The 435-nt window shown below is 42.8% G+C and carries 1 protein-coding gene; it reads left to right on the top strand.

The features are described from left to right. The coding region (locus IQP38_RS18365) for a DDE-type integrase/transposase/recombinase (RefSeq protein WP_193837853.1) at positions 1-435 on the top strand (435 nt) is incomplete at both ends.

The raw sequence follows: 435 nt of genomic DNA, 5'->3' as shown, positions 1-435 counted from the left end.
AACAAAGGGCATTCAAATAGGTCGCGATAAGCTCTTTGAACTTCTCAGAAAGCATCGGCTGTTAGTGAGAGCAAGACGAGCCTATCACCGAACGACTGACAGCCGTCATCGATTTTTCTGTCACCCAAACAAAGTGAAAGATGGGCTGACACCAACGAAGCCAGAACAACTGTGGGTTGCTGATATTACTTACTTGCCAACTCAAAATGGAGAGAGTTATCTCAGCTTGGTTACAGACGCTTATTCAAGGAAGATTGTTGGTTTTTATGTGGATGACAACATGAAAACTCAATCAGTTAAGCGGGCATTTATCTCAGCTCTCAGGCAACGGCAGAGTGAAGAAAAGCTAATACACCACTCAGATAGAGGCTCACAATACTGTTCGAAGGAATATCAAGATATCCATAAGAAACATAGAGTGACTTGCTCAATGAC

It is taken from the genome of Vibrio sp. OPT41 (assembly GCF_015163595.1).
Classification (GTDB): domain Bacteria; phylum Pseudomonadota; class Gammaproteobacteria; order Enterobacterales; family Vibrionaceae; genus Vibrio; species Vibrio alginolyticus.
Note: the sequence above shows the minus strand (reverse complement) of the source record. Positions and strands in the feature narration are given on the sequence as shown.